The following is a 4,316-nucleotide window of genomic DNA, read 5'->3' on the forward strand; positions in this document are numbered from 1 at the left end:
AAAGAAATGCTTGGTGCACTTCGGCGTGGTGATAAAATCATCACATCAGGAGGGTTGACCGGGTCAATCGTAAAAGTCGTTGATGATAGCGAGACTGTTGAAGTTGAAATTGCCAAAGACGTAAAAGTTCATATCATCCGCTCTATGATTGCTGATATACAGAACAAAACTGAGCCAGTCAAAAAGAAGTAATGTTCGTTATACTGATAAATAAAATCATATAGCGATAATTTCATACTGACTTTTTTATAAAAAGGTTTGCACCGAATGTTGCAATTTGAAGGCTGGAAAAAGCTACTTGTTCTCTTTGTCATTTTGTTAGGCGTCTTTTTTGCGCTGCCTAATCTGGCACCCACGCAAAATGACAATCAGTCAGACAGCACAGGTGAGTCTGTCTTTGCTTTTCTTCCTGGTAAGCACATCAATCTGGGTCTTGACCTACAAGGTGGGTCCCATCTGTTGTTGCGTGTTGATATGGATATTGTTGAACAAGAGCGCTTAGACAGTATTGGTGAGACCATACGTCAGGAGTTCCGCAATGAAGAGATCCGCTTTGCTGGCCTGAATGTTGATGGCAAAGCTGTGCAAGTTACCATTCGGAATGCTGATGATGCTGACAAGGCCGAGGCAATACTTAATGATCTTGGTCCTGGCTTAAATGTTTCCAGCACCGCGTTAGTCTATGTCATTTCATTTTCCGAAACCGGACTGACAGAATTGCAATCAAATACGATTGCGCAATCTATCGAAATCATCCGCCGACGGCTGGATCCTGAAGGCACAAAAGAGCCTGTCATTCAAAGACAAGGTTTGGATCGTGTTCTTGTTCAACTTCCCGGTGTTGACGACCCTGAAGCGGTAAAACGATTACTTGGGCGTACTGCCAAGCTGACCTTCCAACTTGTCGATATGCGGATCACACCACAAGAAGCAATTGAGCGTGGTCGTGTCCCTCCTGGCAGTATACTATTGCCAAGTGATAGTGAGGATGGTCGTAATTTTGTAGTCGAAAAACGCGTCATGGTCAGTGGTGAAATGCTGGAAAATGCTACAGCCAGCTTTGATCAAAATAACCAACCAGCTGTCAGTTTTCAGCTTAATTCTGCGGGCGCCAAACGTTTTGGCCGTGTAACAGGTGCGAATATCGGTCGGCCTTTTGCCATTGTTTTGGATGGTAAGGTTGTATCCGCGCCAACGATACAAAGCCAGATTTTTGGCAGTGGCCAGATCACTGGTAATTTCACCGTTGCAGAAACCAACGAATTATCTCTCATTCTGCGGGCAGGTGCCTTGCCAGCACCTTTGATTGTGATGGAAGAACGCTCAATCGGCCCAGGCCTCGGTGCGGACTCTATCGAGGCTGGCAAATTAGCGGCTATTGTTGGGTTATGCCTTGTTATTGTCTATATGTTCCTCAGCTATGGGACGTTTGGCATCCTAGCTGATATGGCGTTGCTTGTGAATGTCGTTTTGATTGTTGCCGCCTTGTCCGCCTTGCAAGCAACACTGACTTTGCCGGGTATTGCCGGTATTGTTTTGACCATGGGCATGGCTGTCGATGCCAATGTGTTGGTATTTGAACGTATCAGGGAAGAATTAAAACGTGGTCGGTCGGTAATGGCAGCCATTGATGGGGGCTATCAGCGTGCCATTTCGACGATTGTAGACTCGAATCTGACTACATTATTTGCTGCCTCGTTCCTGTATATTTTTGGTTCAGGGCCCATTAAGGGTTTTGCTGTAACTCTTGGTATTGGCATTGCCACATCCATGTTTACCGCCGTTATGGTTACGCGTCTGTTCATTGTGCTGTGGCTAGAGCGAAAGAAACCAAACGAACTGGTGCTGTAACGTTTATCCAGTTGTAAGGCCCCCATAAAGACCATCAGGGAAATATAAAATGCGTTTAAAACTTGTACCAAGCGATACCAATTTTGATTTTCTGAAATTGCAAAAAATCACCATGGTTCTGTCAGCATTTCTAGTTCTGACATCAATTGGGATGTTTGCAACGGTCGGTCTTAATCTGGGTATTGATTTTAAAGGCGGTATCTTGCTGGAAGCACGCAACATGAACGGTCCTGCGGATATATCCAAAGTCCGTAACGACCTTGGCACTTTGAATTTAGGTGATGTCAGCTTGCAAGGTTTTGGCACTGAGACAGATGTTCTGATTCGTATTCAGCGTCAAGAAGGTGACGAGACAGCACAAATTGCCGCCATTAAAGCGGTGACTGACATGCTTGGAAGTGATTACGACATTCGCCGGACAGAATTTGTTGGTCCGACTGTTGGCGCCGAATTGGCTGAAAAAGGTATTTTGGCTGTTATGTGTGCGCTGATGGCCATTCTTGTTTATATCTGGTTCCGTTTTGAGTGGCAGTTTTCCATTGCGGCGATTGTGGCACTGGCACATGACGTATTGTCAACGATTGGTCTGTTTTCATTAACATCTTTTGAATTCAATCTGGCAACCGTGGCGGCTATTTTGACAATTGCCGGATATTCGATCAATGATACGGTTGTTGTCTTTGACCGCGTTCGTGAAAATCTTCGGCGCTACAAATCATATGAACAGCGTGATATTTTGAACCGATCACTAAATGAGACCTTGTCGCGAACTGTTATGACGTCGGTTACAACTTTGCTAGCGCTGACCGCGATTGTGATTTTTGGTGGTGCTGTTTTACGTGACTTTGCCCTAGCCATGATATGGGGTGTTTTCATTGGCACCTATTCATCAGTGTTTATAGCCGTTGGTATGCTGTCACGCTTTGATTTGAAGCGTGTTGATGATGATGAAGATGGTGTTGAAGTGCCGGAGTATGAGCGTTAGGCATGGTCGATATAAGCACCTTTTCTGGAAAAGGCGATTTACAGCTTATTCATGGCTATGGTGATAACGGATTTCGCATAAGCGGCACAAGATATACCGGAAATGTTTTGGTTCTGCCGCGAATGACAAAGGCATGGTCACTTTCCAATTTGGAAAATTTGACCTTTGATGATTTAGCCCCCTTGCTTGGCGATATGCCGCCACCTTTATTCATTTTGGGGGTTGGGCCAGCACCTATGCAGCTTTACCCTAAACTTGCCGCCCAGTTAAAGCCAAACAATATCAACCTTGAAGTTATGTCAACCGCGGCTGCCTGCCGGACATGGAATGTGTTGATGAGTGAAGGGCGTGACGTCGCCGCAGGTTTGATCGCTGTTGATGAATAATACGCCAGTTTTAGACCATCAATTCCACAAAGACGCGATTATGGCGCTTAAAGCACATGATCCAACAATCGCTTTGGTGTTTGGCTTTGAAAGCACCCAGCGTCGCTCGCTTGCCGCTAATATAATTTGTTTGTCAGGTGAATTGCAAAATGCCCTTCGCATTCCCAAAGAGCCGATGCTGGCAGCCATTCGCGTTCAATGGTGGTATGACACATTAGCCGAAGCACTCACTAGCCATAAAGGCAATGTCGCGCCTTTGGTAGTCCGTTTACAAAAGCATATACAGAATGATGATATAAAACGTGATGATATTCTGAAATTAATAGAAGCATGGCAGTCTTGCGCAATGGACGAGACGGCCTCGACAACCCAGGCTTGGGGTATATGTTGGCAATTGGTTGGTCATTATCTGGATTGCCATGATACTGGCGATAGCGCGCAGAAAATCGTCACTTTCTTGCACGGCACGCCAACAAAAGACAAAGCGTCAATTGTATCACTGGATGTTGCGTTTTTTGATAGCTTGCGAAAACAGGTGCAGGAAAACCGGCAATGGTGGCTCTATTTTGCCGCCATCATAGGGTATCACAAACATATCTATGGATATGATTCTCTGGATCAGGATCATCTGCTGGTCTGGCGACTGCTTTGGTGGCGTTTATTTGGCTTCAAGATGCCCGACTAGCTGGCCGTTACATCATTCCACGCGCGTATTGAATCAAGTGCACGCCCAGCATAGGCGGCCTTACGATCACGCCCTTTTAACCTTTTTGTACCTGCCGGTGTTTCAATTTCAGGAAATAGACCAAAATTGACATTCATCGGTTGAAAACTATCCGCCATGGCACCGCCAGTGATATGTGACAGTAATGCACCATGTGCCGTATCAAGCGGCGGTGGTGTCCAATCCTGACCTTTCATTTCTAGGGCGGCCATCTGGCCAGCCAACAAGCCAATAGCGGCTGATTCAACATACCCCTCAACACCCGTGATCTGGCCCGCAAAACGGATTCGTGGCTTCGATTTCATCCGAAGTTGTGGATCAAGCAAGCGCGGTGAATTAATGAAGGTGTTCCTGTGCAAACCACCAAGGC

At 46.0% G+C, this 4,316-nt stretch carries 6 protein-coding genes; 5 read left to right on the top strand and 1 reads right to left on the bottom strand.

What is annotated here, in order from left to right; translation table 11 throughout:
• The 5 genes from ACTF7Q_RS10185 to ACTF7Q_RS10205 form a co-directional block, all read left to right on the top strand.
• A partial coding sequence (locus ACTF7Q_RS10185; protein WP_438997726.1) for a preprotein translocase subunit YajC occupies positions 1-192 on the top strand: 192 nt, incomplete at its 5' end.
• A 75-nt stretch (positions 193-267) separates the two neighbouring features.
• Positions 268-1,851 carry a protein translocase subunit SecD gene (gene secD, locus ACTF7Q_RS10190; protein WP_438997727.1) on the top strand — a complete coding sequence of 528 codons (1,584 nt, stop codon included), beginning with the start codon at positions 268-270 and terminating at the stop codon, positions 1,849-1,851.
• A gap of 49 nt (positions 1,852-1,900) precedes the next feature.
• Positions 1,901-2,836 carry a protein translocase subunit SecF gene (secF, locus tag ACTF7Q_RS10195; RefSeq protein WP_438997728.1) on the top strand — a complete coding sequence of 312 codons (936 nt, stop codon included), beginning with the start codon at positions 1,901-1,903 and terminating at the stop codon, positions 2,834-2,836.
• 2 nt (positions 2,837-2,838) lie between these two features.
• Positions 2,839-3,222, top strand: a complete 384-nt coding sequence (locus tag ACTF7Q_RS10200; RefSeq protein WP_438997729.1) for an Mth938-like domain-containing protein — start codon at positions 2,839-2,841, stop codon at positions 3,220-3,222.
• On the top strand, positions 3,215-3,907 hold the full coding sequence (locus ACTF7Q_RS10205) for a hypothetical protein (protein ID WP_438997730.1): 693 nt from the start codon (positions 3,215-3,217) through the stop codon (positions 3,905-3,907). The genes ACTF7Q_RS10200 and ACTF7Q_RS10205 overlap by 8 nt, the downstream gene beginning before the upstream one ends.
• Here ACTF7Q_RS10205 and ACTF7Q_RS10210 read toward each other — a convergent pair.
• Positions 3,904-4,316, bottom strand: a 413-nt coding sequence (locus tag ACTF7Q_RS10210; protein ID WP_438997731.1) for an FAD-dependent oxidoreductase, incomplete at its 5' end; no start/stop codon positions are given. The two genes, ACTF7Q_RS10205 and ACTF7Q_RS10210, sit on opposite strands and share 4 nt — an antisense overlap.

The sequence above is a fragment of the Puniceispirillum sp. (SeqCode) genome (genome assembly GCF_965657105.1).
Classification (GTDB): Bacteria; Pseudomonadota; Alphaproteobacteria; order Puniceispirillales; family Puniceispirillaceae; genus Puniceispirillum.

Excerpts from the sequence above, each read along its gene's own strand:
- ACTF7Q_RS10200 (WP_438997729.1), top strand. The coding sequence starts at position 2,839 with ATGGTCGATATAAGCACCTTTTCTGGAAAAGGCGATTTACAGCTTATT.
- secD (WP_438997727.1), top strand. The coding sequence starts at position 268 with ATGTTGCAATTTGAAGGCTGGAAAAAGCTACTTGTTCTCTTTGTCATT.
- secF (WP_438997728.1), top strand. The coding sequence starts at position 1,901 with ATGCGTTTAAAACTTGTACCAAGCGATACCAATTTTGATTTTCTGAAA.
- ACTF7Q_RS10205 (WP_438997730.1), top strand. The coding sequence starts at position 3,215 with ATGAATAATACGCCAGTTTTAGACCATCAATTCCACAAAGACGCGATT.